Source organism: Micromonospora sp. NBC_00898, assembly GCF_045207895.1.
Classification (GTDB): domain Bacteria; phylum Actinomycetota; class Actinomycetes; order Mycobacteriales; family Micromonosporaceae; genus Micromonospora.
In genome coordinates this window covers 735,212-760,378 of sequence record NZ_CP108775.1, presented here as the reverse complement: position 1 = coordinate 760,378, position 25,167 = coordinate 735,212, and the positions used below count along the sequence as shown (strand labels likewise).

Sequence of the window (25,167 nt, the reverse complement as noted above, 5' to 3'; positions counted from 1 at the left end):
GGGCGCCGTATGAGTGTTTCTCGCATTTGCCGCCCGGCTCGGACGGCGGCCGGATCAGCCCCGCTCGCGCTGGTCCGTGGGGTCGTTGAGCAGGCTGTCCGGGGAAACCGGCTCCGGCGCGGGCAGCCCCTGCGGCTTCGCACCGCCGGTGGCCTGCGCCTCGGCGACGCGTACCTCGTCGTGGATCTGCTGGGCCGCGGCGGCGGCGGCCTGCGCCGCCTCGGCGGCCTCGCGCTCCACCTGGATCGCGTGGTCGGCCGCCTCCGGCGCCGGGACGTCACCCACCATCTGGCCCAGACCGCCCAGCGCGCCGCCCATCCCCTCGAGGGCCTTCGTCAGCTCGGCCGGCACGATCCACACCTTGTTGGCGGTGCCGTTGGCGATCTGCGGCAGCGCCTGGAGGTACTGGTAGGCGAGCACCTTCTGGCTCGGGTTGGCCTGGTGGATCGCGTCGAAGACCGTCCGGATCGCCTTCGCCTGACCCTCGGCCTGGAGGATCCGAGCCTGCCGGTCACCGTCGGCGCGGAGCACGGCGGACTGTTTGTCGCCCTCGGCGGTGAGGATCTGCGACTGCTTGTGCCCCTCGGCCGTGAGGATCGCCGCCCGGCGGTCCCGCTCGGCGCGCATCTGCTTCTCCATCGAGTCGCGGATGCTCGGCGGCGGCTCGATCGCCTTGATCTCGACCCGGGTGACCTTGATGCCCCAGCGGCCGGTGGTCTCGTCCAGCACCCCGGAGAGGTGCCGGTTGATCTCGTCCCGGCTGGTCAGCGCGCGCTCGAGGTCGAGCGAGCCGATCACGTTGCGCAGCGTGGTGACGGTCAACTGCTCAATGGCCTGGAGGAAGTTGGAGATCTCGTAGGTGGCGCGAACGGAGTCGACCACCTTGAAGTAGAGCACCGTGTCGATCGACACGACGAGGTTGTCCGAGGTGATCACCGGCTGGGGCGGGAAGCTGACCACCTGCTCCCGCATGTCGACCTTGGTGCGCACCGCGTCGATGTACGGGATGAGCAGATTGAGCCCGGGGCTCAGGGTCCGCTTGTACTTGCCGAGCCGTTCGACGACGTCCTGGCGCTGCTGCGGCACGATCCGCACCGCCTTGATCAGCGTCACCACGACGATCAACGCCACGGCGGCCAACAGCACCAATGCAAAGTCCATACCGTTCACCTTTTCGCTTCGGGAAGCTCACCGGGGTGGGAAATGTCGTCCTGCCAGACCAGGGCGGTGGCACCCCGGACCTTGATCACCTGCACCCGCTCACCAGGCTCAAAGCGCTGTGTCACGTCGTACGAGCGGGCGGTCCACAGCTCGCCGTCGATCTTGACCATGCCGTGCTCGGCGTCCACCCGCTCCAGCACCAGCGCGGTGGAGCCCTCGATCGCCTCGACCCCGAACGGCTGGTCGCCGCTCTCCAACGCGGACTGCGCGTGCCGCCAGATGACCGGCCGGACCACCGCCACCGAGAGCGCGGAGACCACCGCGAAGACCAGCGCCTGGAGCGCCACCGGGGCACCGAGCGCGGCGGCCCCGGCGGCGGCGAACGCCCCGGCCGCGAACATGATCAGGAACAGCGTCGTCGTGAAGATCTCGGCGACCGCCAGCACCACACCCAGCACGATCCACACCACGGCGTCCACACGGCAATCGTGACACGTCGAAGCACGCAGCAGCGCCCCGCGATGATCAGTAAGCTCGGCGGCACCCGATCCCGCCCCACCGAGGAGAACGCCGTGCCCCTGCTGCCCGACACCGCCCGACAGGTCGACGCCCTGGTCAACCGGGCCCAGGCGGAGGGGCGTACGCCCTCGCTCGCCCTCGGGGTGGTCCGGGACGGGACCCTCACGCACCTCGCGGCCGCCGGCGAACACCCGCGACCGGACGCCGACCGGCAGTACCGGCTCGGCTCGATCAGCAAGACGATGACCGCGGTGCTGGTCATGCAGCAGCGCGACGCCGGCCGGCTCGCCCTGGACGATCCGCTGGAGCGGCACCTGCCCGGCACCCCGGTCGGCGCACTCACCCTGCGCCAACTGCTCGGGCACGCCAGCGGCCTGCAGCGGGAGCCGGAAGGTTCCTGGTGGGAACGGACCGAGGGGGTCGACCTGGCCACCCTCGTCGCCGGGCTGACCCCGGACAAGATCGCCTACCCGCCGCACCACGTCTACCACTACTCCAACCTGGCGTACGGGCTGCTCGGCGGGGTGCTGGAGCGGATCACCGGCACGCCCTGGTACGACCTGCTCCGCGAGCGGATCCTCGCCCCGCTCGGCATGCGCCGGACCACCTACCACGCCACCGAGCCGTACGCCCGGGGCTACGTCGTGCACCCGTGGCACGACACCCTGCGCGAGGAGCCGCGTACCGACACCGGCGCGATGGCCCCCGCCGGCCAGCTCTGGTCCACCGTCGAGGACCTGGGCCGCTGGGCCGCGTTCCTGGCCGACCCGACAGCGGAGGTGCTCGCGCCGCGGACGCTGACCGAGATGTGCGCGCCGGTGGTGATCAGCGACCTCGACTCGTGGACCGGCGGGCACGGCCTCGGCGTGGAGCTCTACCGGGTCGGCGACCGGGTGTACGTCGGGCACGGGGGCTCGATGCCCGGCTACCTCGCCGGGCTGGCGGTGCACCGGCCCAGCCGCACCGCCGTGGTGGACTTCGCCAACTCGTACGGCCTGCGCGGCGGGCACCACATCGTCGGGCTGGCCCGGCAGATCCTCACCCTCGTGCTGGACGCCGAGCCGGCCCCGCCGACCCCGTGGCGCCCGGCCGCGCCGCCCCCGGCCGACCTCGCCGAACTCACCGGCCGCTGGTGGTGGATGGGCGCCGAGTACGAGGTCCGCCCCGACGGCTCCGGCGACCTGCTCGCCGGCCCCGTCGGTCAGCCGGTGCTCCGGTTCACCCCGGAGGGTCCGGACCGCTGGCGCGGCCGCTCCGGCGGCCAGGACGGCGAGCTCCTCACCGTCGTCCGCGACGCGTCCGGCCACCCCGTCGCCCTGGACATCGCCACCTTCGTCTTCACCCGCAGCCCCGACCAGGAACCCTGACCGCCACCCGGTCCACCCACTCCCACCTGACCCGCCCCCTCCGGCCGCTCTCAACCACCCCCAACCAACCCAGCCCAGGCCAGGCCGGGTCGGGTCGGGTCGGGTCGGGCCAGGGGAAGCCAGGGCAGGGCAGGGCCCAGGCAGGCGGGTAGGTAGGCAAGCAGCCGCTATGGAGCTGATGACGTAAACGGATCAGTCCTGCCCTGCCACGGGCCAGCAGGGCAGGAGGCTGCGCAGGGACCAGGGACACCGATTCCGGCGAGAGCCTGAATCATCGACGTCATCAGGTTCGTAGCGCCCCGAGAACCACCCCGCCTCCGGACCGCGACCGGACCCCGCAGCCCGCCCGCGACGGGCCGGGGGCCGCCGTGACCGGCGGAGGGATCAAGCCTGACCGCCCGGAGCCGGTCACGGCGGCCCCCGGCCCCGAACAGCAACCACGGACCAACCCGCCGAACACGACGGGTCCCCGGCCCTGAACAGCAACCGACGACAATCGGCAACAGGACTACCCAGCCTCGGTCACGAAGTCGATCAACCGTTCCATCGCGTTGATCAGCGGCGTCTCCACGTCGGCGAAGCCGTCGACCCGGGACAGGATGCGCCGCCACAGGTCCGCCGGCTCAGCCACCCCGAGGGCCGCGCAGACGCCCTCCTTCCACGGCCGTCCGGGCGGCACCACCGGCCAGGCCGCGATGCCGAGCGCCGCCGGCTTGACCGCCTGCCAGACGTCGACGTACGGGTGCCCGGTGACCAGCACGTGCGGTGAGGTCACCTTCGCCACGATCCGGCTCTCCTTGGAGCCGGGCACCAGGTGGTCGACGAGCACGCCGAGCCGCCGGCCCGGGCCGGGGCCGAAGGCGCGGACCTCGGCGTCGAGGGCGTCGATGCCGTCGAGCGGTTCCACCACCACGCCCTCGATCCGCAGGTCGTCGCCCCAGATCCGCTCCACCAGCGCGGCGTCGTGCACCCCCTCGACCCAGATCCGGCTGGCCTTGGCGACCTGGGCGCGGACGTTGTCGACGGCGATCGAGCCGGAGGCGGTACGCCGCCGGGCCGCCGGCACCGGGGCGCGGGTCGGCCGGCGCAGCGTGACCGGCCGGCCGTCGAGCAGGAACGCCGCCGGCAGCAGCGGGAAGTTGCGCCGCCGGCCGTGCCGGTCCTCCAGCACCACCGCACCGGCCTCGAAGCCGACCACCGCGCCGCAGAACCCGGAGTCGGCGTCCTCGACCACCAGGTCCGGCTCGGCGTCCACCTCGGGGGTGACCTTCCGCCGTCGCCAGTCCCCCGCCAGCACGTCCTCGCCGTATCGCCCCGCCATGTGGATCACGCTAACCGGCGGTCCGGCGCGCCGCCCGGCGACGCGCCGCCGGTTCGCCGGCCGCCCGGCGTGGCGGACGCCGCCGACCCGCAAAAGGGGCGAAGAAGGCAGTTCGGGGCAGGCTACGCGGCCGGAGCGGCAGTCGAGACAGGGGCGGCGGGGAGCACGTACCCTTTCCGCATGTCCCTCCCCGCAACGGGCGCGGCCACGCTGGCTCCGCGCCGGTCCAGCCGGTTCGTTGCCTGGGCGCGCGCCTGGCGCGCCGGCCTGGTGCCCTTCGACGAGGTCGCCGACTCCGTCGCCGGCGACGAGGAGCACCTGGTCGCCGACGCCCCCGGCACCTGGACCGACGTCCCGCTGCGAGACGCGCTGCCCACCCTGGCCAAGCTCACCCCCGACGAGATCCGGCTGGTGCTGCCCGCGCCCGGCGACCCGCGCGGGCTGCCCGGGCCCGGTGACTTCGCCGGCGCGGCGCTGCTCGCCGGGGAGGCGGTGGTCGCCGGCGGCCTCGGGCTGATCCCGGAGGTCCGCAGCCACACCTCCGGTTCGGGGATGACCTGGGAGACGGTGCTCTGGCGGGTGTACCCGCTGCCGCCGAACGCACCCGCGGCGTCGCTCGCCGCGCCCGGCGCGGCCGAGGCGGAGGCGGAGCTGGCCGCGGCGCTCGCGGAGACCACCGCCGCGCTGACCCGCCTCGACGTCGCCCAGTGGCGGCCGGAGCTGGCCGGGGCCCTCGCCGCGCTGCGCCGGCCGGACGGCGCCACCGACCTGCCACCGGGCTTCGACCCGCGGGCCCGGCGGCTCTTCGCCCGGGCGGCCGTGCTGGACCGGGTGCTCGCCCTCGCCGGGCACAGCGCGCCCGGCGGGGCGATCAACAACTACGAGGCCCAGCAGCGCGACGCCGCGCTGCGCCCGCTCACCACCGCCTGCCGGCAGGCCCTGGTCGCCGCCTGCAACGCCCCGCTGCGCCCCTGACGGCGGAGCCGGGCGGCGGGGTCAGATCTCGTCGATCAGATCGGCGACGGAGTCGACGATCCGGGACGGCCGGTACGGGTACCGCTCCGTCTCGGCGCGGCTGCTGATCCCGGTCAGCACCAGGATCGTCTCCAGCCCCGCCTCCAGCCCGCAGAGGATGTCGGTGTCCATCCGGTCGCCGATCATCGCGGTGCTCTCCGAGTGCGCCTCGATGGTGTTCAACGCCGAGCGCATCATCATCGGGTTGGGCTTGCCCACGAAGTAGGGCTCCACCCCGGTCGCCTTCGAGATCATCGCCGCCACCGAGCCGGCGGCCGGCAGGGCGCCCTCCACCGAGGGGCCGGTCACGTCCGGGTTGGTGCAGATGAACCGGGCCCCGTCGTTGATCAGCCGGACCGCCTTGGTGATCGCCTCGAAGCTGTAGGTGCGGGTCTCCCCCAGCACCACGTAGTCGGGGGCGAAGTCGCTCAGCACGTACCCCACCGCGTGCAGGGCCGTGGTCAGCCCGGCCTCCCCGATCACGTACGCGGTGCCGCCCGGCCGCTGGTCGTCCAGGAACTTGGCGGTGGCCAGCGCGGACGACCAGATCGCCTCCTCCGGCACGTCCAGCCCCATCCGGACCAGCCGGGCCTGGAGGTCCCGCGGGGTGTAGATCGAGTTGTTGGTGAGGACCAGGAACGGCTTGCCGGAGGCACGCAGCCGCTTGATGAACTCGGGCGCGCCGGGCACCGGCTGGCCCTCGTGCACCAGCACGCCGTCCATGTCGGTGAGCCAGCTCTGCACCGGCTTGCGGTCATGCATCAGTCGTCGTCCCAAGGGGGTGTAGGGGTCGGTCGGGCTCATGGACGGCGGGCGGCGGGCACGCAGCACGGCGTCGGGCAGGTGTCCCACATCGGCAGCTCGCCGAGGCGCCGGCGCAGCCGCTCCCCGTCCGGCGCGGTCCGCTCGGTCACCAGCTCGCGGACCATGGTCACGAAGCGCGGGTCGGTGCCCGGGGTGCCGGCCCGGACGAAGTCCAGGCCGAACTGCTTGGCCGTCTCGAGCGCCTCGGTGTCGAGGTCCCAGACCACCTCCAGGTGGTCGGAGACGAAGCCGATCGGGCTGACCACCACACCGGTCACGCCGGACTCGGCGAGGCTGGCCAGGTGGTCGTTGATGTCCGGCTCCAGCCACGGCACCTGCGGCGGGCCGGACCGGCTCTGCCAGACCAGGTCGTACGGCAGGTCCGGGGCCGCGGCGGCGTGCACCAGCCGGGCGGCCTCCGCCAGCTGTGCGGTGTACCGGCCGCCGTTCGGGCCGGCGGTGGCGGCCATCGAGGTCGGGACGGAGTGCGCGGTGAAGACCAGCCGGGTGGTGTCCCGCTTCGCCGGGTCGAGCTGCGCGAGGGCCGCCTGCACCGCGTCGGCGTGCGGCTCGACGAAGCCGGGGTGGTCCCAGAACTGCCGCAGCTTCTCGATCACCGGGGCGTCCGGGCCGACGGCGGCGCGGGCGGCGGCGATGTCCTCCTGGTACTGCCGGCAGGACGAGTAGCCGCCGTACGCGCTGGTGACGAAGGCGAGCGCCCGCTTGACCCCGTCGTCGCGCATCCGGGTCACGGTGTCGGCGAGCATCGGGTCCCAGTTCCGGTTGCCCCAGTAGACCGGCAGGTCGATACCGTTCGCCGCGAAGTCCGCCCGGATCGCGGCGAGCAGCTCCCGGTTCTGCTCGTTGATCGGGGAGACCCCGCCGAAGTGCAGGTAGTGCTCGGCGACCTCCGCCAGCCGCTCGGGCGGCACGCCCCGCCCGCGGGTCACGTTCTGCAGGAACGGCAGCACGTCCTCAGGCCGCTCCGGGCCGCCGAAGGAGACCAGCACCAACGCGTCGTACGCCATGGCGCCATTCTCCCCCGACGGCCGTGACGGTTCGACGACCACCCCGGAACGGTCGGGTTTCGCGGCTGTCTCAGGCGCCGATCGCGTGGTAGCCGCCGTCGACGTGGACGATCTCACCGGTGGTGGCCGGGAACCAGTCCGACAGCAGCGCCAGGCAGGCTCGCGCGGCCGGCTCCTGGTCGGTGAGGCTCCACCCCAGCGGAGCGCGCTCGGTCCAGGCGTCCTCGAACTGGTCGAAACCGGGGATGGACTTGGCGGCGATGGTCCGCAGCGGGCCGGCCGCGACCAGGTTGCTGCGGATGCCCTGCTTGCCCAGGTGCAGCGCCAGGTAGCGGGACGCGGACTCCAGCCCGGCCTTGGCCACGCCCATCCAGTCGTAGACCGGCCAGGCCTTGGTGGCGTCGAAGGTGAGGCCGACCACCGCGCCGCCCGCGGACATCAGCGGCAGCGCCGCCATGGCGAGGGACTTGTAGGAGTACGTGGAGACCTGCAACGCGGTCGCCACGTCCTCCCAGGGGGCGTCGAGGAAGCCGCCGCCGAGGCAGCTCTGCGGGGCGAAGCCGATCGAGTGCACCACCCCGTCCAGGCCGTCGACGTGCTCGCGGACCTTGTCGGCGAGGCCGGCGAGGTGCTCGGCGTTGGTCACGTCGAGCTCGATCACCGGGGCCGGCTCGGGGAGCCGCTTGGCGATCCGCTCGACCAGGGAGAGCCGGCCGAAGCCGGTGAGCACGACCTGGGCGCCGTTCTCCTGGGCGAGCTTCGCCACCGAGAAGGCGATCGAGGCGTCGGTGATGACGCCGGTGACGAGCAGCCGCTTACCGGCGAGCAGTCCAGACATCGAGTGGTTCCTCCGTGCGTTCTTCTCGGGACGGATGGCTCAGTGGCCCATGCCCAGGCCGCCGTCGACCGGGATGACGGCGCCGGAGATGTAGCCCGCCGCGTCCGAGGCCAGCCAGGTGACCACACCGGCGACCTCGTCGGGCTCGGCGAACCGGCCGGCCGGGATGGCCTTGCGGTACTCGGTGCGGCGCTCCTCGGGCAGCGCGGCGGTCATGTCGGTGGCGATGAAGCCGGGTGCGACCACGTTCGCGGTGATGTTGCGGCTGCCCAGCTCCCGGGTGATCGAGCGGGCGACGCCCACCAGGCCGGCCTTGCTGGCCGCGTAGTTGACCTGGCCGGCGCCGCCGTAGAGCCCGACCACCGAGGAGATGAAGATCATCCGGCCCCACTTCGCGCGGAGCATCTTCGCCGAGGCCCGCTTGGCGCAGCGGAACGCGCCGGTGAGGTTGGTGTCCAGCACCCGGGTGAACTGCTCCTCGGACATCCGCATCAGCAGCGTGTCGTCGGTGATGCCGGCGTTGGCGACCAGCACCTCGACCGGGCCGAGCTCGGCCTCGATGGTGGCGAAGGCCGCGTCGACGGACGCGGAGTCGGTGACGTCGCACTTCACGCCGAACAGCCCGGCGGGAGCGTCGCCGCTGCGGTAGGTGACCGCCACCCGGTCGCCCTGCTTGGCGAAGGCCTGCGCGATGGCCAGGCCGATCCCCCGGTTTCCGCCGGTCACCAGCACGGTACGGGCCACGGGTCCCCCTCTGCTCAGCTGATCTCTGCGTCGGTCGGAGCCTAGGGGTTACCGGTAGGTAAGCGCTAACGCGACCAGGTCACACCGGGGTACGACGCCCAGGCTCGACCCACGGTGTGACGACGTCGCGGCGGCCGGTCCGTACGCTGCCGCTGATGGAGAAGACCCGGGTCGGGGACTGGTGGCGGGCGCTGCGGCGGACCGTCGCCGGGCCCGACGTCCCGCCGGCGCGGCTGCCACTCTCCCGCTGGCCCCGGCTGGCCCCGTACGCGGGGCCGGCCGGCCTGCTCGTGGTGGTCGCGCTCTTCGCCGTCACCCTGGCCGCGCAGACCGACCGGCGCCTGCCCGGGATCGTGGCGGTCCTGTTCGCCGGCCTCACGGTCGCACCGCTGCTCGCCCTGCCCCGGCGTCCCCTGCTGGCCTGGCGGCTGACCGTGGTGGCGCTGGCCACCTGCACCTTCAACGCGCCGGCCGGCGCGGCCTGGCCGTGGACCCCGGTGCTGGCGTTCGGGTCGCTGCTGGTGCTGGCGGTGGTGGCGACCCGGCTGGACCGGCCGGAGCTGGTCTGGGTGGGTCTGCTCACGCTGGTGCCGGTGGTCGCGCTGGTCGACCCGGACCACCGGATTGACGTCGTGGTGCCGGTCCTGACGGTGCTGGTCCTCGGCGACCTGGTGCGCGGCAACCGGCTCTCCCGCCGGGCGCTGGCCGCGCAGACCGCGCTCAGCGAGCGGGAGCAGGAACGCCGGGCGGTGCTGGAGGAGCGCACCCGGATCGCCCGGGAGTTGCACGACGTGGTGGCCCACCACATGTCGATGATCGCGGTGCAGGCGGAGACCGCGCCGTACCGCCTCGCGGACGTGCCGGACACCGCCCGCGCCGAGTTCGCCGGCATCGCCGGCTCGGCCCGGGAGGCGCTGACCGACATGCGCCGCCTGCTGGGCGTGCTGCGCAGCGAGTCCATCGGTCCGGAGACCGCGCCGCAGCCCGGCCTGGCGGACCTGGCGGCAATGGTGGACGCTGCCCGCCGGGCCGGCCTGGCGGTCACCCTGGACGCCCCCACGCCGGCCCGGGGGACGCCCGCGCCGGTCGGGCTGGCCGCCTATCGGATCGTCCAGGAGGGACTGGCGAACGCGGCCCGGCACGCGCCGGGGGCCGCGGTGCGGGTCACCGTCCGGCCCGGGCCGCACGCCCTGGCGGTACGGGTCGAGAACACCGCCGCGGACGGGGATCCGACGCCGGCCGAGCGGGGCGCCGGGCACGGGCTGACCGGGATGCGCTCACGGACCCTCGCGCTGGGCGGTACGTTCGCCGCCGGGCCGGCCGACGGCGGAGGGTACGTCGTCGACGCCCTGCTGCCGTACGACGGGGAGGACGGGACCGGATGATCCGGGTGCTGATCGCCGACGACCAGGCGATGGTCCGGCAGGGTTTCGGCGCGCTGCTGGCCGCCCAGCCGGACCTGCTGGTGGTGGGGGACGCCGCCGACGGCGCGGCGGCGGTCGAGGCGGCCCGCCGGCTGGACCCGGACGTGGTGCTGATGGACGTCCGGATGCCGGTGCTGGACGGGCTCGCCGCGACCCGCCAGCTGCTCGGCGACCGCCGGGCCGACCGTCCCCGGGTGCTCATCCTGACCACCTTCGACCTGGACGACTACGTCTACGAGGCGCTGCGCGCCGGGGCCAGCGGCTTTCTGCTCAAGGACGCCCCCGCCGCCGACCTGGTGCACGCGGTCCGGGTGGTGGCGGCCGGGGACGCGCTGCTCGCCCCGACCGTGACCCGCCGGCTGATCGCCGAGTTCGCCGCCCGTCCCGGGCACCGCCGACCCCGCCCGACCGACCTGGCCGGACTGACCCCCCGGGAGACCGAGGTGCTGCGCCTGATCGCCCGGGGCCGCTCCAACGCGGAGATCGCCGCCGACCTGGTGGTCGCCGAGCAGACCGTGAAGACCCACGTCGGGCGGATCCTGGCCAAGCTCCAGCTCCGCGACCGCGCCCAGGCGGTGGTCGTCGCGTACGAGACGGGTCTGGTGGCCGCCGGCGAGTAGCCCGGCTCGCCCTACCGGTGGGCGGGTGGGGGCCGGTCGGCCGAGTGCGGCGCGGCCGCGCACCGGGTGTACGATGATCCACGTTTGCGGGCGGTCGACCGCCCGCCTTCCGGGCCCCGCCGACCGCAGGAGGTGATCGCTGTGCGAGATAGCGATCCTCCCAGTCGTGGCCGGGCCGAACGTCAGCCCTGCTGAGCTACGACTCAGTCAGGTGAGCTGACCCAGCTCCCGCTCCCCCCGCGTGACCCTCGGCCCCGGCCGGGGTGACCGTGCTGCGCCGCCCCGACCCCGGGGCCGGCCACCGAGGAGCCCCCCGGTCACGACTTCGTGTGTGCGTCCTGCCTGCCCCTGCGGTCCCGTCGCGGATCGCCAGCCGCCACCGGAGCCTGTCCATGAGCCGTTACGTCGCCCCGCTGGGCTTCACCCTCGCCGCCGTCTGGGTTGCCGTCCTCTTCGTCCTGGCCGGCGGCGGTCACTGACCACCGCCGGCCGTCGGCCGCCGCGACCGACCACCGCCGCCCCGCGGCCGGCGCGCCCGGTCAGAGCAGGCGCGACGACCAGAGCAGGCTGAGCGAGCCCGCGCAGAGTGCCAGCAGAAGCGCGATCCCCGCGTACCACTGGGTGATCTCGCGCGGCTCGGTCCGGAACCCGATCGAGCTGCCCATGTCCTGGTAGACCCGCTTCAGTTCGCTGACCGAGGCGGCCTCGTAGAAGAAGCCCTCGGTGGTCTCCGCGAGCTGCGCGAGGGCCATCCGGTCCACCGGCACCCGCTGCGGCTGGCCGCCGATCTCCACCTGCCCCGAGTCGGTGCCGAACGCGATCGTGGAGACCGGCACGTTCGCCGCCTGGGCCGCCGCGGCGGCCTCCTCCACCGACCGCCCCGACGTGCGGTACCCGTCGGAGAGCAGCACGATCCGGGCCGGCGGGATGCCCGCCGCCCCGTCGGCCGGCACCGAGCGGATCGCCTCCAGGCAGGTGAAGACCGCCTCACCGGTGGCCGTCGACTCGGCCAGGACGAGGCCGTCGATGGCGGTGGTCACCGCCTCCCGGTCCTTGGTCGGTGAGACCAGCACGTTCGCCGACTTGGCGAAGGAGACCAACCCGAGGTTGTAGTTCGCCGGCAGCTCCCCGACGAACTGCTTCGCCGCCTCCTGGGCGGCCGCCAGCCGGTTCGGCGCCACGTCGTCGGCCTGCATGGACAGCGACACGTCGATGGCGAGCATGACGGTGGCCCGCTCCAGGGGCTCCTTGGTGTCCATCGCCGGCCGGGCCAACGCGGTGGCCAGCACGAGCAGGCAGAGCAGGAACGCGGTGGCCGCCGCGTGCCGGCGCCAGCCCAACCCCTTCGGCGCGACGGTCCGCAGCAGGTCCACGTTGGTGAACCGCACCGCGTACGCCCGTCGGTGCAGCTGCCGCCACACGTACGCGGCGGCCAGGGCGAGCACCGGCAGCACCGCCACCAGCCACCACGGTTGCAGAAAACGGATCATCGTGTCGTCCCCCGGGTGCGGGCGTGCCGCTGCGCGGCCACGAAGCGCACCATGTCCAGCAGCCAGTCTCGGTCCGTACGCAACCGCAGGTGGGCCGCGCCCGCGGCGCGCAGTTCCGCGGCGATCGCCGCCCGCTGCGCGGCGGCCGCCTCGGCGTACCGGCGGCGCAGCCGAGGGTCGGCGGTCTGCACCTCGTGCAGCTCCCCCGTCTCCGGGTCGACCACGGGCAGCACCCCCACGTCGGGCAGCTCCAGCTCCCGCGGGTCCACCACCTCGATCGCCAGCACGTCGTGCCGGACCCGCAGCTTACGGACCGGCCGGCCCCACTGCTGCGGCGGTGCCAGGAAGTCGGAGATGACCACTGCCACCCCGCGTCGGCGCGGCGGTCGGTTGAGCATGTCGACCAGCGCGCCGAGGTCGCTGCGCCCGGGCTGGATCCCGGCCCCGGCGATCGCCCGGAGCAGGCCCTGCGCCTCCTTGCGGCCGGCCCGGGCGGGCAGCCGCAGCAGCGTCCCAGGCCCGGTCGCCGGGGGTGCACCCCGCCACCGGCCGGCCTTCGCGGGCACCGGGGCGCCGGTGCCGACCACCGCCCCGATCCGGTTGCCGCCGCGCACCGTCAGGTGGGTCAGGGCGGCCGCCGCGGCGATCACCACGTCCCGCTTGAGCCACCGGCCGGTGCCGAAGTCCAGGCTCGCCGACAGGTCCACCGCCAGCCAGGTCTCCAGCTCCCGGTCGGCCACCGTACGCCGGACGTGCGGCATCGTGGTCCGCGCGGTGACCGGCCAGTCCATCCGGCGTACGTCGTCGCCGGGGCGGTACTCGCGGGACTCCCCCGCCTCGCTGCCCGGCCCGGGCAGCAGTCCGGCGTAGTCGCCTTGGAGCAGGCCGTCGAGCTTGCGGGTGACCAGCAGTTGCAGCCGGGACAGCACCATCGCGCTGCGGTCCGCGCCGGCCCCCGCCGGCGTGGGTGGGGTCACGGCCGCTGCCCGGGCCAGCCCGCGCCGGCCGGGGCGTTCGGCGGGGGCGGGGTGGCCTGCTGCCGGGGCGCGACGGCGGGCAGCGGGATGGTGGACATCACCCGGTGCACGACGTGGTCGGCGGGGACGTCGTCGGCGAGCGCGTCGTAGCTGAGCACCAGCCGGTGGCGCAGGATGTCCGGGGCGATGTCCTGCACGTCCTGCGGCAGCGCGTAGTCCCGGCCGCGCAGCAGGGCCAGCGCCCGGGTGGCCCGGACCAGCCCGAGCGAGGCGCGCGGGCTGGCGCCGTACTGGATGAGCTGCGCGACGTCCGGCATGCCGTGCTCGGCCGGGGTGCGGGTGGCCAGCACCAGCCGGACCGCGTAGTCGACCAGCGCGTTGTGCACGAAGACCTGGTCGGCCTTGCGTTGCAGGGCGATCAGGTCGGGGGTGCTGAACACCGGCGTCGGCTCCGGCGGGGCGACGCCCATCCGGTAGACGATCTCCCGCTCCTCGGCGTCGGTCGGGTAGCCCACCACGATCTTCATCAGGAAGCGGTCCCGCTGCGCCTCCGGCAGCGGGTAGACGCCCTCCTGCTCGATCGGGTTCTGCGTCGCCATCACCAGGAACGGGTCGGGTACCCGGTGGGTCTCGCCGCCGATCGACACCTGGCGCTCGCTCATCACCTCCAACAGCGCCGACTGCACCTTCGCCGGCGCCCGGTTGATCTCGTCGGCGAGCAGGAAGTTCACGAAGACCGGGCCCAGCTCGACGTCGAACTTCTCGCTGGACTGGCGGTAGATCCGGGTGCCAATGATGTCGGCGGGCACCAGGTCGGGGGTGAACTGGACCCGGGCGAAGGAGCCGCCCACCACCTTGGCGAGGGTCTCCACGGCGAGGGTCTTCGCCACCCCGGGGACCCCCTCCAGCAGGCAGTGCCCGCGGGAAAGCAGGGCGACGAACATCCGCTCGACCATCCGGTCCTGACCGACGATCACCCGCTTGATCTCGAACAGGGCGCGTTCCAGCAGGGTCGCGTCCTCGGCCGGGGTGGTGCCGACCGGCGGCGCCTCCGGCAGGGCCTCGGCGGGGGTCGAAGCGTCGGGCGTGGTCGGCTGGGCCACCGGTCCTCCACAGCATGGTCGGTCGTCGCGGCGTGGTGCGCATCAAGACTGTCATGCCCGGCTGAGAGCCGAGGGTGGGAGAGGACGATTTTCGCCACGCCGTCCCGTGGCCCGGAAAACGGTGAACACGGGTGGACAGGAAGGGGTACGGCCTGTGTACGATTCACCCCGTCGCCGGGCGGCTCCCCCCGTGGCCGCCCGGCGCTAAACTTCCCGGGAGCGCGGCCTAGACTCGCCCGGATGACGACTTCCCGCCCTGCCGACGAGGCGCCGATCTGCTCGGCGCGTGGTTGTCGTGCTCCCGCCGTCTGGGCGCTGCGCTGGAACAATCCCCGCCTGCACGAGCCCGACCGGCGCAAGACCTGGCTGGCCTGTCCCGAGCACCGCGAGTCGCTCGGCGCGTTTCTCGACGCGCGTGGCTTCCTGCGCGAGGTGGCGGCGGCGCCCGGATCGCCTACCCTCGAAGGGTGAGTGAGCGCAGCGGATCACCCCGGTGAACAGTGACGACCTCGCCGGGCCGCCGCCGGCATCGGCCGGGCCGCTGGAGCCGTGGCCGGACACCGTCCGCTGGCAGCCGATCTCCCCCGACCTGATCTGGGTGGAGCTGATCCGGCTCGGCGTGCTGCTGGCCGTCCTGCTGATCGGGCTCGGCCTCGGTTGGGCGTTCAGCGGGCACTGGCTCTTCGGGGCCGCCCTCGGCGTGGTCGTCCTGCTGGCGGGCTGGCGGGTGGCCGCCATCGTCCGGGCGGTGCACGCCTGGGGGTACGCCGAGCGCGAGCACGACCTGCTGGTCCGGCACGGGCTGCTGGTGCGCCGGCTCTCCATCGTCCCGTACTCCCGGATGCAGTTCGTCGACGTCAGCGCCGGGCCGCTGGAGCGGGCGTTCGACCTGGCCACCGTGCAGTTGCACACGGCCGCGGCGGCGAGCGACGCGCGGGTGCCCGGGCTGCGGCCGACGGAGGCCTCCCGGCTGCGCGACCGGCTGACCGCGCTCGGTGAGGACCGGGCGGAGGGCCTGTGAGCGACGGTCCGGCCGACCCGCGGCCCGACGCGCCGCGACCCCTGGGCCCCGAGCCGGTCCCGCCGCCCGCCGGCCCCACCCGGCCACCCTCACCGCACGCGCCGCGACCCGCCGCCCACGAACCCGCCCAGCCGCCCTGGCCGGCCGGACCACCCGGCGCCCCCGGCCCGGCTCACTGGCCGGCCGCGCCGCAGCCCGGTGCGGCAGCGCCGGGGACGGCCGGGCAGAGCTGGCCCGGGTACGGCTGGTCGGGGGCGCCCGGCGTCGCCGCCCCGCCCGGCGAGGAGCCCCGGCAGCGGCTGCACCCGTTGAGTCCGGCGCTGCACGGCGCCAAGTCGCTGGTCGTGGTGATCGCCGGTCTCTCCTGGTCCACGCTCTCCCGGGTGGGCTTCGGCTGGTTCGCCGCGATGGCCGGGGTGCTCGCCCTCGGCGCCACCGTGCTGGCCGTGATCAGCTGGTACAACACCGGCTACCACATCGTGGGCCGGGAGCTGCGGGTGCACGAGGGGCTGATCTGGCGGCGCACCCGGGCCATCCCGCTGGAACGGTTGCAGGCCGTCGAGGTGGTCCGGCCGCTGCTCGCCCAGCTCACCGGGCTGGCGGAGCTGCGCCTGGAGGTGGTGGGCGGGGGCAAGACCGAGGCGCCGCTGGCGTACCTGGGGGTGGCCGAGGCGGCTGCGCTGCGCCAGCGCCTGCTCGCCGTCGCCGGCCGCGCGCCGGCGGCCGTCGCGCCCGCCGGCCAGGCGGCCGCGCCCGCGGTCACCGGGCGCCGCCTGCACACGGTACGCAACGCGGACCTGCTGGTCAGCCAGCTGCTCACCCCGCAGGCGTTCCTGCTCCCGTTCGGTGTGGCCTTCGTGGTGGCGCAGTTCCTCTCCGAGGGGTCCTGGTCCTTCATCGCGGTCGCCAGCACGCTGACCGCGATGGCGGGCGTGCTGCTGCAACCGGTCCGCCGGGTTCTCGACGACTGGGCCTTCCGGCTGGACCGCGACGACGACACGCTGCGCATCCGCAACGGCCTGCTGGAGACCCGGGCGCAGACGGTGCCGCTGCACCGGGTGCAGACCGTCGGGGTGACCTGGCCGCTGCTGTGGCGGATGAAGGGTTGGCTGCGGCTGCGGCTGGAGGTGGCCGGCTACTCGGCCGCCGAGCCGGACGACCGGAACCGGCCGGACCGCCTGCTCCCCGTCGGCGACCTGCGCACCGGCGAGCTGGTGGTGGCGGAGGTGCTGCCCGGCGTACGCCTGACCGCGCTGCCGCTGACCCGGCCGCCGCGGCGGGCCCGCTGGCTGCGCCCGCTGAGCCGGTCGGCGGTCGGCGCGGGCCTCGACGACCGCGTCTTCGCCGCGCGTTCCGGGCTGCTCACCCGACAGTTGGCGATCGTCCCGTACGCCCGGATCCAGAGCGTGCGGGTGACGCAGGGGCCGGCCCAGCGGCGGCTGCGGCTGGCCACCGTCCACGCGGACACGGCCGGCGGGGCCGGCGCGACGGCGCACGACCGGGACGCGGCCGAGGCGTGGGAGCTGGCGGCGGAGCTGACCGCCCGGGCGCACGCCGCCCGCCGCGCCGACGGAGACCGACGGGCCTGACCCGGCCGTGCGGTCGCCCGTGGCGCGCCCCGCGCCGCGTCGGCAGCCGGGCCCGCCACGGGCGGCCGGCACCGCGTCGGCGGTCGCCGGGCCACGGCGTCAGCGGTCGCCGAGCACCGCGTCAGCGGTCGACCGGCAGTGCGTCAGCGGTCGGCGGCAGTGCGGAGGGGTCGGCGGTGGCGTCGCGTCCCGCTGTCGGTTCGGCACGGATCGCCCGGTCCGCCGCCGGGCCGTCGTCGAGCGCCGCCCGCTGCGCCGGCGGAGGCGTGCTCCGCGCCCGGCGGGCCGCCCACCAACGCTCGGCCAGGCCGACGACGAGGAAGGTCATCCCCACGTACGCCCAGCCGACCAGCACGTCGATCATGTAGTGCTCGCCGCTGTAGACCAGGGTGAACGTCATCACCAGCGGGTACGCCAGCAACAGCGGCCACCAGCGGCGCCGGGTGGCCCCCATGAAGAACAGCACCACGAAAAGGGCGAACGCGGTGTGCAGCGAGGGCATCGCGGCCACCGGGTTGGCGGCGATCTGGCCGGCGTTGAGCAGGTTGCCCGCGCCGTGCATGCCGAAGGCCTTCCAGCCCCGGGTGGAGATCCGGGCGACCTCGGTGAGCAGGCCGTTCTGCGCGGCCCACCACGGCGGCGCGGCCGGGTAGAGGAAGTAGGTGACCAGCCCGGCGGCGCACAGGAAGCCCCAGCGCCGCATGTACGCCGCCCAGCGGGTCCGGTCGCGTAGCCAGAGCACCGCGGCGGCGGCCAGGGTCACCACGAAGTGGGAGAAGTAGGTCCAGCTGGCCAGCACGTCCCACCAGTGCACCTCGGGCCGGTACAGGTGCTGCTGCAACCAGACGGTGGGCACCTCGCCGCCGGTGGCCCAGCCGAACAGGAAGCGGTCGGCGACGATCAACTCCAGCGCGTGCGGCGTCGCCCCGTTGTCGGCGAACCCCCGCGAGAGGTTGTACGCGGCGAGCAGCAGCACCACCGGCACCCAGTCCCGGGCGAACCGCAGGTGGCTGCGCCACGGCCGGGAGGAGTTCCAGGCGATGGTGGCCGCCCAGATCCACACGAAGGCGTACGCCGGGTCGGTGGGCAGGCCGATGGCGAACCAGCCGGCCAGGAACGCCACCGCCCAGATCGCCATGGCGACCGCTCGGCGGCGCCCGCTGTCGGGCGACGCGGGCGGGCCGGTCCGGGCGGGGGGCTGGGGATCTGTCACGACGGCCATCGCGGTCAAGGTTAACGGCGGCCGACGCGGGGACCGACGGCGACCACCACCCACTGGTCGACCATGCCGGTCGGACCGGCATGGTCGACGGCCTCGGCCGGGTCGGGCCGGTTGCGCCGGTTGTCGCCCGGCGTCACCCCGGCGGCGGGCCAACACCTACGCTGGAACCATGCACGAGCCGCCGGAGCCCTCCTTCGCGCCGGGCCTGACCGCCCGCGTCGAGCTGACCGTCACCGATGCCGACACCGCGCAGGCGGTGGGCTCCGGGGACGTACCGGTGCTCGGCACCCCCCGGGTGCTGGCCCTGGCCGAGGCGGCGACCGTGGCCGCGACCGCCACCCGGATGCCGGCCGGGCAGACCACCGTCGGGCTGCGGGTCGAGCTGGAGCACCGGGCCCCGACGCCGGTCGGCCGGACGGTGGTCGCGCAGGCCCGGCTCGCCGCGGTCGAGGGTCGCCGGTTGCACTTCGAGGTGACGGTCGCCGACGGCGCGGAGACCGTCGCCGAGGGACGGGTGGAGCGGGTGCTGGTCGACCGGCAGCGCTTCGTCGAGCGCGCCTCGCGGGCGTCATGACCGGCCGCTTCGTCGAGGTCGCCGACGGCGTCCACGTGCTGCGCGAGCCGCTGCTCCAGGTCAACGTGACGCTGGTGGTCGGCGACGACGCGGCGCTGCTGGTGGACACCCTCTCCACCGCGGGCCAGGCGCGCGACCTGGCCGCGGCGGCCCGGGCGGTCACCCCGCACCCGTGGATCGTGGTCAACACCCACCACCACTTCGACCACTGCTTCGGCAACGCCACCCTGGCGGCCGACCCGCCCCGCCCGGTGTACGCACACGAGGTGGCCGCCGCGGCGCTGCGCGAGCGCCCCGACCAGCTCCGCCGGGCCGCGTACGAGGAGGTGCGCGAGGAGCGGCCGGCACTCGCCGCCGAGCTGGCCGACACGGTGCTGCTGGCCCCGACGCACACGGTGATCACCGAGACGGTGCTGGACGTCGGCGGCCGGCGGGTGCTGCTGCGCCACCCGGGGCACGGGCACACCGACGCCGACCTGGTGGTGCACGTGCCCGACGCGGACGTGCTGGTCGCCGGTGACCTGGTCGAGCAGAGCGGGCCGCCGGCCTTCGAGGAGTCGTACCCGCTGCAGTGGCCGGACGCGGTCGCCGACCTGCTCCGGCTCACCACCCCCGCGACGGTGGTGGTGCCCGGGCACGGTGACCCGGTCGACGTCGAGTTCGTCCGCGCCCAGCACGCCCAGCTGGTCGAGCAGGCCTGGATGATCCGCGCCGGCCACACCGGCAGCGCCCCGCCCGAGCGGGTGGCCGCCGAGTCCCCCTTCGGCGCCCGCCCCGGCCTCATCGCCGCCCGCCGCGGCTACGCCGAGCTGGACGGCACCCCCTAACCCCCCTGCTCCCCCATTTCCGCGCCCGCCCGGCCGCGAGATCGCCGGACGACGGGGGCGCGGGGGGTTGTCGGGGGTGGGGCGGAGGTGGGTCAGGAGGGGAAGCGGCGGGACAGATCGGCGCGGGTGGGCATCGCGACGGCGCCGCCGGGCGACTCGCAGACCACGGCGGCCACCCGCAGGGCGAAGGCGACGCGCTGCTGCCAGCCCACCGGGTCGGTGGGCTCGCCGTCGGCGAGCAGGTCGGCGATGAGCGCGCCCATCACCGAGTCGCCGGCGCCGGTGGCGTCCACCGCCTCGACCTTCGGCGCCGGGATCCGTACCACGTCGGGGCCGGCGGCGACCAGCGCGCCGGCCGCGCCCAGGGTGACCACCACGGTGCCCGCGCCCAGCTCACGCAGGTACGCGGCGACCCCCTCGACCGGCTCGCGGGGGTAGAGCAGCTCGGCGTCGGCGGTGCTGAGCTTGACCAGGTGCGCGCTCGCGGCGAACTCGGCCACCACCTCACGCAGCCGGGGGAGGGCCTCCGGCCCGTACAGCAGTCGGGGGCGGACGTTCGGGTCGAACACCCGCAGCGCGCCGGCGATCGACCAGGCCCGGCGCGCGGCGGCGAGCACCGGCGGGTCGAGCAGCACGATCGATCCGCAGTAGAGCACGTCGGCGCCCTCGACCAGGGCCACGTCCAGGTCGTCGGCGGTGAGCAGGGCGTACGACCGCGGCTCGCCGTAGAACCGGAAGTCGGGTTCGGGGCCGGCGAAGGTGGCCACCGCGAGGGCGGTCGGCGCCTTGACGGTCACCGTCCCGGTCAGCCCGACGCCGGCCGCGCTCAGGAAGGCGCGGATCCGGTCGGCCAGCGCGTCGTCGCCGAGCGACCCGACGAACTGCACGTCCCCGCCGAGCCGGGCCACCGCCACGGCCACGTTGAGCGGCCCGCCGCCGATCGCCTGCCGGTAGACGGGCTGCCCGTCGTACTCGGCGTCGAGCAGGTCGACCAGTGCCTCGCCGAGCACCACCGCGTACCCCATGTCCCCTCCAGCGTTCCGATCTTGTCGCACCAGGCTGGCACACTCCCGGCATGAGAGGCGCTGAAGCCACGGTATTGGCGTACTGGGCCGCGTGCGAGGCACGTGACTGGGACACGTTCGGTGGGCTGCTCGCCGACGACGTGGTCTACGACCTGCCGCAGACCCGCGAGCTGATCCAGGGCCGCGCCGCCAACCTGCAATTCAACCGGGAATACCCGGGCGACTGGCACGTGACCGTGACGCGCGCCGTCGGCGACGGGCGGCGGGCGGCCACCTGGACGGCCTTCACCGTCGACGGCACGCCGGTCCCGGCGACGACGTTCTTCGACCTCGACGGGTCCGGCCGGATCGCGCGCATCACCGAGTTCTGGCCGGAGCCCTACGATCCGCCCGTCGGCCGGGAGCACCTCGTCCAGCGATACTGAGACATCAAGGTTCGGCTACTGCGCCCGCTGTCGCCGGCTGGGATGGCGCTTGCCGGATGGGCTGCCGCGCCACGTCCGAAACCAACACCCTCCCCACGGTCACCTGCTCCGGCCGCTGACTTCCCGCCGAAACGATCAAGAGGTTCGCGTCTCCGGAACGGCTCCGGCGGACGCAAACCCCTTGATCAACAGCGAGGCCCGGACGGGCCGGGCCGGGTCAGCGGACCATGGAGCCGACCACCGGCTTGGTGAGCAGGGCGGACTGGTTGCGCTGGATGCCCGGGTCGAGGGTCTTCGCCACGAAGATTGCGTGCCAGATGCAGAAGATCAGCACCGTCCACACCTTGCGGGAGTGGTCGGCCTCCTCCCGCTTGTGCTCCTCCAGCAGCCGCATCGCGTACGACAGGTCGAGCAGGTCGCCGGCGCCCGAGGTGGACAGGATGTGCCGGGCCCACTCGTACATCTCGCCGCGCAGCCAGACCCGGGTCGGGGTCGGGAAGCCGAGCTTCTTCCGGTTCACGATGGCCGGCGGCACCACGCCCTGCAACGCCTGGCGCATGGCGTACTTGGTGGCGTCGGAGCGGGGCGGGAGCTTCAGGTCCACCGGGATGCCGGCAGCCACGTTGAAGACCTCCCGGTCGAGGAACGGCACCCGCACCTCCAGCGAGTGCGCCATCGAGATCCGGTCGGCCTTGACCAGGATGTCGCCGCGCAGCCAGGTGTAGAGGTCGACGTACTGCATCTTGGTGACGTCGTCCAACTCGGTGCACTCGGCGTAGATCGGCGCGGTGACGTCGGTGTAGCGGACCGAGGGGTCGTAGCGGCGCAGCAGGTGCTGCTTCTCCTCCTCGGTGAACATCCGGGCGTTGCCGTAGTAGCGCTGCTCGATCGGGGTGGTGCCGCGCTCCAGGAAGCTCTTGCCCTTGACCCCCTGCGGGATGGCCTTGGAGACCGCCCGCAGCCCCTTCTGCACGCCGCCGGGCAGGCCGTTGACCGTGCCGAGGGAGAGCGGCTCCCGGTAGATGGTGTACCCGCCGAAGAACTCGTCCGCGCCCTCGCCGGACAGGACCACGGTGACGTGCTCGGCGGCCTTCTTCGCCACGAAGTAGAGCGGGACCAGCGCAGGGTCGGCCACCGGGTCGTCCAGGTGCCAGACGATCTTCGGCAGCGCGTCGATCATGTCCTGCGGCCCGATCTTGGTCGGGATGGTGGTCACGTCGAGGTGCCGGGCCGAGTCCTGGGCGACGTCGATCTCCGAGTAGCCCGGGACGTCGTAGCCGACGGTGAAGGTGAGGATGTTCGGGTTGAACTCGCGGGCCAGCGCGACCACCGCGGTGGAGTCGATGCCGCTGGAGAGGAACGAGCCGACCGGCACGTCGGAGCGCATGTGCATCCGGACGCTCTCCCGCAGCGTCTCCCGGATCTCGTGGTACAGCTTCTGCTCGTCGGAGACCGGCGCCGGCCGGAACACCGGCCGGTACCACCGGCGCACCTCGATCCGGCCGCCCGGCGTCCAGGTGAGGTACTCCCCCGACCCGATCCGGTTGATCCCCTGGTGCAGGGTGCCCGGCTCGGGGACGTACTGCAGGGTCAGGTAGTGGCTCAGGTTGGCCGCGTCGATCCCGGCGTCCCCGGCGTACGCCGACTGCGCGAACGGCAGCAGCGCCTTCTTCTCGGAGGCCAGGTAGAGGCCGTCGGCGGTCTCCAGGTAGTGCAGCGGCTTGATGCCGAAGTAGTCCCGGGCGCCGAACGCCCGCCGCTCCTGCCGGTCCCAGATCACGAAGGCGAACATGCCGCGCAGCTTGGTGAGCACCTGCTCGCCCCAGTAGTGGTACCCGGCGACGATCACCTCACCGTCGCCGTTCGTGGCGAACTGGGCGCCGAAGTCCCGGATCAGCTCGTCCCGCAGCTCGATGTAGTTGTAGATCTCGCCGTTGAAGGTGAGCAGGTAGCGGCCGCCCGCGTAGGGCAGCGGCTCGTGGCTGAGTGCCACGTCGATGATCGCCAGGCGCTTGTGCGCGAACACCCCGTCCGCGTACCGGCCGGAGGCGTCGCCGACCACCTCGACCCCGGTCTCGTCCGGGCCGCGGTGGTGCAGGCACTCCAGTGCTCCGGCGATGTTGTCGCGGTGGGCGGCGGCGTCGCCGCGCGCGCTGAAGAAGGCCAGGAGTCCGCACATGGTGGTCATCTTCCCACGCGGCCGGAGCGGACGTCGCGGCACCGCAGGCTCTCCCCACGACGGTCCGCGCGGTACCGTCTGGACCAGCGACGAGGCGCAAGGAGGCGGATCATGGCCGAGGAGCGGGCGCAGCAGGGCAAGCCGGCGGACGGTACGGAGTCACACGACCCGGACTTCCCCGAGGCGTTCCTGGCGTTCATGCGGCAGGGCTGGCGGGACAGCGAGCTGCCGGTGGGTCCCCGGCCGGAGGTGCCCAACTACGCGAAGCGGCGGGCCGCGCTCTCCGCGGCGTTCCCCGGCGAGACGCTGGTCATCCCCACCGGCGGGGAGAAGGTACGCGCCAACGACACCGACCACCCGTTCCGGCCGGGCAGCGACTTCGCGTACCTGACCGGCGACCACGATCCGGACAGCGCGCTGGTGCTCCGCCCGAACGGTTCCGGGCACGACGCCACGCTGTTCATGCGGCCCCGGTCGTCGCGCCGGACCGACGAGTTCTTCCGCAGCCGGCACGGCGAGCTCTGGGTGGGCCGGCGACACACCCTCGGCGAGAAGTCGACCGAGCTGGGGCTGCCGACCGCCGACCTGACCGAGCTGGACGCGGCGCTGGCCGGCTGCGCGCCGGGGCGTACCCGGGTGTTGCGTGGTTTCGACGCCCGGGTGGACGCGGCCGTGCGCCCGTACGACGGCGCCCGCGCGGAGGGCCAGCCGGCCCGCGACCGGGAGCTGGCCATCGCCATCTCCGAGCTGAAGCTGGTCAAGGACGAGTGGGAGATCGCCCAGCTCCAGGAGGCGTGCGACGCCACCGTCCGCGGCTTCGAGGACGTGGCACGGGCGCTGCCGGCGGACCGTGGCGTCTCGGAGCGGCTGCTGGAGGGGATCTTCGCGCTGCGCGCCCGGCACGACGGCAACGAGGTCGGCTACAACTCGATCGTCGGCGCCGGCGAGCACGCCACGATCCTGCACTGGGTGCACAACAACGGCGCCACCCGCCCGGGTGAACTGCTGCTGATGGACATGGGTGTGGAGAACCGCAACCTCTACACGGCCGACGTGACCCGGGTGCTGCCGGTCGACGGCCGGTTCACCCCGCTCCAGCGCCAGGTCTACGACGCGGTGTACGCCGCCCAGCAGGCCGGGATCGACGTCATCAAGCCGGGCGTGGCGTTCCGGGACGTGCACCTGACCGCGATGCGGGTGCTCGCCGAGGCACTGAAGGACCTGGGCCTGCTGCCGGTGAGCGTGGACGAGGCGATGGACCCGGCCTCGACGGTCTACCGGCGGTGGACCCTGCACGGCACCAGCCACATGCTCGGCATCGACGTGCACGACTGCGCCAACGCCCGCAAGGAGGCGTACCGGGACGGTCCGCTCGGTGAGGGCTACGTGCTGACCGTGGAGCCAGGGCTCTACTTCCAGCCCGAGGACGAGCTGGTCCCGGAGGAGCTGCGCGGCATCGGCGTGCGGATCGAGGACGACATCCTGGTCACCGCGACCGGGTCGGTGAACCTGTCGGCCGGCCTGCCGCGCCGCTCCGACGAGGTGGAGACCTGGCTGGCCGAGCAGCGCGAGGCGGGTCCGCGCCTGCCCGGCTGACACCCGAGGTACGACAGCGGCGGGCCCGCCGCCGGCGTCTGCGACGTTTCCCGTCGTTCTGGCGCCGGTGGCGGGCCCGTCGCCGTTTGCGCTACTAGCGGATCGTTTCCGGCCACTCGGCATCGGTCAGGCCGCTCGACCGGATATGAGAGCAATGCGTGATTTTTTCGGATAAGCGCATCTCGCGAGGATCCTTCTCATACGGTGCGTATCAGAGGCTACAAGGCGATTTGTAGCTGGTCGCCCCGGCTCGTGCCGTGCGACCGCTCTGATGAAAACCGAAAGGGCGGAAGGCTCTG

Annotated in this window: 25 protein-coding genes; 12 read left to right on the top strand and 13 right to left on the bottom strand. The window is 73.9% G+C overall.

The annotated features are described in order from the left end of the window. Window positions 1-54: 54 nt before the first annotated feature. Together OG799_RS03595 and OG799_RS03590 are read right to left on the bottom strand one after the other, a co-directional pair. Complete coding sequence (locus tag OG799_RS03595) at window positions 55-1,161, bottom strand: SPFH domain-containing protein (protein ID WP_406043051.1); 1,107 nt, start codon at window positions 1,159-1,161, stop codon at window positions 55-57. A gap of 5 nt (window positions 1,162-1,166) precedes the next feature. Next, on the bottom strand, window positions 1,167-1,640 hold the full coding sequence (locus OG799_RS03590; RefSeq protein ID WP_406043049.1) for an NfeD family protein: 474 nt from the start codon (window positions 1,638-1,640) through the stop codon (window positions 1,167-1,169). Between the two features lie 93 nt (window positions 1,641-1,733). On the opposite strand from OG799_RS03590, the gene OG799_RS03585 reads away from it, so the two are divergent. Continuing rightward, a complete protein-coding gene (locus tag OG799_RS03585) occupies window positions 1,734-3,047 on the top strand; it encodes a serine hydrolase domain-containing protein (protein WP_406046194.1) in 1,314 nt (437 codons plus the stop codon). Between the two features lie 508 nt (window positions 3,048-3,555). Here the strand turns inward: OG799_RS03585 and OG799_RS03580 are convergent. Further along, a complete protein-coding gene (locus OG799_RS03580; protein WP_406043047.1) occupies window positions 3,556-4,368 on the bottom strand; it encodes a DUF3097 domain-containing protein in 813 nt (270 codons plus the stop codon). A 180-nt stretch (window positions 4,369-4,548) separates the two neighbouring features. Here OG799_RS03580 and OG799_RS03575 point away from each other — a divergent pair, with 180 nt between their 5' ends. After that, a complete protein-coding gene (locus tag OG799_RS03575; RefSeq protein WP_406043045.1) occupies window positions 4,549-5,343 on the top strand; it encodes a hypothetical protein in 795 nt (264 codons plus the stop codon). 21 nt (window positions 5,344-5,364) lie between these two features. Here OG799_RS03575 and OG799_RS03570 read toward each other — a convergent pair whose 3' ends face one another. From OG799_RS03570 to fabG, 4 genes are all read right to left on the bottom strand, one after another. Beyond that, on the bottom strand, window positions 5,365-6,234 hold the full coding sequence (locus tag OG799_RS03570; RefSeq protein WP_406043043.1) for an HAD-IIA family hydrolase: 870 nt from the start codon (window positions 6,232-6,234) through the stop codon (window positions 5,365-5,367). Continuing rightward, window positions 6,183-7,214: a ferrochelatase gene (locus OG799_RS03565; protein WP_406043041.1), complete on the bottom strand. Its 1,032-nt coding sequence runs from the start codon at window positions 7,212-7,214 to the stop codon at window positions 6,183-6,185. The genes OG799_RS03570 and OG799_RS03565 overlap by 52 nt, the downstream gene beginning before the upstream one ends. 70 nt (window positions 7,215-7,284) lie before the next feature. Further along, window positions 7,285-8,052: an enoyl-ACP reductase FabI gene (fabI, locus tag OG799_RS03560; protein WP_109947124.1), complete on the bottom strand. Its 768-nt coding sequence runs from the start codon at window positions 8,050-8,052 to the stop codon at window positions 7,285-7,287. Window positions 8,053-8,091: 39 nt separating this feature from the next. Further along, on the bottom strand, window positions 8,092-8,796 hold the full coding sequence (gene fabG / locus OG799_RS03555) for a 3-oxoacyl-ACP reductase FabG (protein ID WP_406043038.1): 705 nt from the start codon (window positions 8,794-8,796) through the stop codon (window positions 8,092-8,094). Between the two features lie 155 nt (window positions 8,797-8,951). Here fabG and OG799_RS03550 point away from each other — a divergent pair, with 155 nt between their 5' ends. The 3 genes from OG799_RS03550 (at window position 8,952) to OG799_RS03540 (ending at window position 11,319) form a co-directional block, all read left to right on the top strand. Continuing rightward, complete coding sequence (locus OG799_RS03550) at window positions 8,952-10,181, top strand: sensor histidine kinase (protein WP_406043036.1); 1,230 nt, start codon at window positions 8,952-8,954, stop codon at window positions 10,179-10,181. Then, window positions 10,178-10,840, top strand: a complete 663-nt coding sequence (locus tag OG799_RS03545) for a response regulator (protein ID WP_406043034.1) — start codon at window positions 10,178-10,180, stop codon at window positions 10,838-10,840. Before OG799_RS03550 ends, OG799_RS03545 begins: the two co-directional genes overlap by 4 nt. Before the next feature lie 329 nt (window positions 10,841-11,169). Continuing rightward, window positions 11,170-11,319 carry a hypothetical protein gene (locus OG799_RS03540; RefSeq protein WP_406043032.1) on the top strand — a complete coding sequence of 50 codons (150 nt, stop codon included), beginning with the start codon at window positions 11,170-11,172 and terminating at the stop codon, window positions 11,317-11,319. A gap of 60 nt (window positions 11,320-11,379) precedes the next feature. On the opposite strand, the gene OG799_RS03535 is transcribed toward OG799_RS03540, so the two are convergent. Genes OG799_RS03535 through OG799_RS03525 form a run of 3 tightly spaced genes read right to left on the bottom strand, consistent with a single transcriptional unit; the run spans window position 11,380 to window position 14,410 of the window. Then, window positions 11,380-12,330 (bottom strand): VWA domain-containing protein, encoded by a 951-nt coding sequence (locus OG799_RS03535; RefSeq protein ID WP_406043030.1) that lies wholly within the window; start codon window positions 12,328-12,330, stop codon window positions 11,380-11,382. Then, complete coding sequence (locus OG799_RS03530; protein ID WP_406046193.1) at window positions 12,327-13,325, bottom strand: DUF58 domain-containing protein; 999 nt, start codon at window positions 13,323-13,325, stop codon at window positions 12,327-12,329. Before OG799_RS03530 ends, OG799_RS03535 begins: the two co-directional genes overlap by 4 nt. Next, the gene (locus OG799_RS03525; protein ID WP_406043028.1) at window positions 13,304-14,410 is read right to left on the bottom strand and encodes an AAA family ATPase; all 1,107 of its coding nucleotides are present in this window, start codon (window positions 14,408-14,410) and stop codon (window positions 13,304-13,306) included. The genes OG799_RS03530 and OG799_RS03525 overlap by 22 nt, the downstream gene beginning before the upstream one ends. A gap of 240 nt (window positions 14,411-14,650) precedes the next feature. Here OG799_RS03525 and OG799_RS03520 point away from each other — a divergent pair, with 240 nt between their 5' ends. The 3 genes from OG799_RS03520 to OG799_RS03510 all read left to right on the top strand — a co-directional run bounded on the left by OG799_RS03520 (window position 14,651) and on the right by OG799_RS03510 (window position 17,020). Then, window positions 14,651-14,881 carry a hypothetical protein gene (locus OG799_RS03520; protein ID WP_406043026.1) on the top strand — a complete coding sequence of 77 codons (231 nt, stop codon included), beginning with the start codon at window positions 14,651-14,653 and terminating at the stop codon, window positions 14,879-14,881. 22 nt (window positions 14,882-14,903) lie between these two features. Then, window positions 14,904-15,431, top strand: a complete 528-nt coding sequence (locus tag OG799_RS03515; protein ID WP_406043024.1) for a PH domain-containing protein — start codon at window positions 14,904-14,906, stop codon at window positions 15,429-15,431. A gap of 299 nt (window positions 15,432-15,730) precedes the next feature. Then, window positions 15,731-17,020, top strand: coding sequence for a PH domain-containing protein (locus OG799_RS03510; protein WP_406046192.1), 1,290 nt, complete (start codon window positions 15,731-15,733; stop codon window positions 17,018-17,020). Between the two features lie 121 nt (window positions 17,021-17,141). Here the strand turns inward: OG799_RS03510 and OG799_RS03505 are convergent, their stop codons facing one another. Continuing rightward, window positions 17,142-18,242, bottom strand: a complete 1,101-nt coding sequence (locus OG799_RS03505) for a phosphatase PAP2 family protein (protein WP_406043020.1) — start codon at window positions 18,240-18,242, stop codon at window positions 17,142-17,144. Window positions 18,243-18,411: 169 nt separating this feature from the next. Between OG799_RS03505 and OG799_RS03500 the strand changes: the two genes are divergently transcribed. Beyond that, window positions 18,412-18,816 carry a thioesterase family protein gene (locus tag OG799_RS03500; protein WP_406043018.1) on the top strand — a complete coding sequence of 135 codons (405 nt, stop codon included), beginning with the start codon at window positions 18,412-18,414 and terminating at the stop codon, window positions 18,814-18,816. Continuing rightward, the gene (locus tag OG799_RS03495) at window positions 18,813-19,643 is read left to right on the top strand and encodes an MBL fold metallo-hydrolase (protein ID WP_406043016.1); all 831 of its coding nucleotides are present in this window, start codon (window positions 18,813-18,815) and stop codon (window positions 19,641-19,643) included. The genes OG799_RS03500 and OG799_RS03495 overlap by 4 nt, the downstream gene beginning before the upstream one ends. 92 nt (window positions 19,644-19,735) lie before the next feature. Here OG799_RS03495 and OG799_RS03490 read toward each other — a convergent pair whose 3' ends face one another. Next, window positions 19,736-20,668, bottom strand: coding sequence for a carbohydrate kinase (locus tag OG799_RS03490; RefSeq protein ID WP_406043014.1), 933 nt, complete (start codon window positions 20,666-20,668; stop codon window positions 19,736-19,738). Between the two features lie 50 nt (window positions 20,669-20,718). Between OG799_RS03490 and OG799_RS03485 the strand changes: the two genes are divergently transcribed. Next, window positions 20,719-21,093: a nuclear transport factor 2 family protein gene (locus OG799_RS03485; RefSeq protein ID WP_406043012.1), complete on the top strand. Its 375-nt coding sequence runs from the start codon at window positions 20,719-20,721 to the stop codon at window positions 21,091-21,093. A gap of 217 nt (window positions 21,094-21,310) precedes the next feature. Here the strand turns inward: OG799_RS03485 and asnB are convergent, their stop codons facing one another. Further along, entirely contained in the window at window positions 21,311-23,272 is a 1,962-nt protein-coding gene (gene asnB / locus OG799_RS03480) for an asparagine synthase (glutamine-hydrolyzing) (protein WP_406043010.1), read from the bottom strand. A 111-nt stretch (window positions 23,273-23,383) separates the two neighbouring features. On the opposite strand from asnB, the gene OG799_RS03475 reads away from it, so the two are divergent. Next, window positions 23,384-24,868, top strand: coding sequence for an aminopeptidase P family protein (locus OG799_RS03475; RefSeq protein ID WP_406043008.1), 1,485 nt, complete (start codon window positions 23,384-23,386; stop codon window positions 24,866-24,868). The last annotated feature ends 299 nt before the right edge of the window (window positions 24,869-25,167 follow it).

Excerpts from the sequence above, each read along its gene's own strand:
- OG799_RS03485 (WP_406043012.1), top strand. The coding sequence starts at position 20,719 with ATGAGAGGCGCTGAAGCCACGGTATTGGCGTACTGGGCCGCGTGCGAG.
- OG799_RS03495 (WP_406043016.1), top strand. The coding sequence starts at position 18,813 with ATGACCGGCCGCTTCGTCGAGGTCGCCGACGGCGTCCACGTGCTGCGC.
- OG799_RS03520 (WP_406043026.1), top strand. The coding sequence starts at position 14,651 with ATGACGACTTCCCGCCCTGCCGACGAGGCGCCGATCTGCTCGGCGCGT.
- OG799_RS03580 (WP_406043047.1), bottom strand. The coding sequence starts at position 4,368 with ATGGCGGGGCGATACGGCGAGGACGTGCTGGCGGGGGACTGGCGACGG.
- OG799_RS03535 (WP_406043030.1), bottom strand. The coding sequence starts at position 12,330 with ATGATCCGTTTTCTGCAACCGTGGTGGCTGGTGGCGGTGCTGCCGGTG.
- OG799_RS03550 (WP_406043036.1), top strand. The coding sequence starts at position 8,952 with ATGGAGAAGACCCGGGTCGGGGACTGGTGGCGGGCGCTGCGGCGGACC.
- OG799_RS03565 (WP_406043041.1), bottom strand. The coding sequence starts at position 7,214 with ATGGCGTACGACGCGTTGGTGCTGGTCTCCTTCGGCGGCCCGGAGCGG.
- OG799_RS03595 (WP_406043051.1), bottom strand. The coding sequence starts at position 1,161 with ATGGACTTTGCATTGGTGCTGTTGGCCGCCGTGGCGTTGATCGTCGTG.
- OG799_RS03475 (WP_406043008.1), top strand. The coding sequence starts at position 23,384 with ATGGCCGAGGAGCGGGCGCAGCAGGGCAAGCCGGCGGACGGTACGGAG.
- fabI (WP_109947124.1), bottom strand. The coding sequence starts at position 8,052 with ATGTCTGGACTGCTCGCCGGTAAGCGGCTGCTCGTCACCGGCGTCATC.
- OG799_RS03505 (WP_406043020.1), bottom strand. The coding sequence starts at position 18,242 with ATGGCCGTCGTGACAGATCCCCAGCCCCCCGCCCGGACCGGCCCGCCC.
- asnB (WP_406043010.1), bottom strand. The coding sequence starts at position 23,272 with ATGTGCGGACTCCTGGCCTTCTTCAGCGCGCGCGGCGACGCCGCCGCC.
- OG799_RS03490 (WP_406043014.1), bottom strand. The coding sequence starts at position 20,668 with ATGGGGTACGCGGTGGTGCTCGGCGAGGCACTGGTCGACCTGCTCGAC.
- OG799_RS03545 (WP_406043034.1), top strand. The coding sequence starts at position 10,178 with ATGATCCGGGTGCTGATCGCCGACGACCAGGCGATGGTCCGGCAGGGT.
- OG799_RS03575 (WP_406043045.1), top strand. The coding sequence starts at position 4,549 with ATGTCCCTCCCCGCAACGGGCGCGGCCACGCTGGCTCCGCGCCGGTCC.
- OG799_RS03500 (WP_406043018.1), top strand. The coding sequence starts at position 18,412 with ATGCACGAGCCGCCGGAGCCCTCCTTCGCGCCGGGCCTGACCGCCCGC.